Here is a 213-nt window from a genome sequence, read left to right as displayed (position 1 = left end):
GGCGAAATTTCCCTGGGCATCAAGTCCGCGGTCGATGTTGACGGTCGTGCCTTCGAAAACCTGCAGCTGGGCGACGCGGCATCGGTCAAAGTTACCGATACCACTGACGATGTCATCGCCAAACTGACCGCCACTCCATCGGTCACCGAAGGCGGCGAGATCACTTACACCGTCACCTTGACCAATAAAGACGGTCTGCCGATCGATAACCAC

Annotated in this window: 1 protein-coding gene; it reads left to right on the top strand. The window is 56.8% G+C overall.

Annotation, left to right across the window (positions count from 1 at the left end; all coding sequences use genetic code 11):
• On the top strand, positions 1 to 213 hold a 213-nt coding region (locus AC5PZ0_RS28400), incomplete at both ends, for a hypothetical protein (RefSeq protein ID WP_493856236.1).

Source organism: Pseudomonas sp. 5.2 (assembly GCF_059025405.1).
This window is presented reverse-complemented; position numbering and strand designations above follow the sequence as displayed.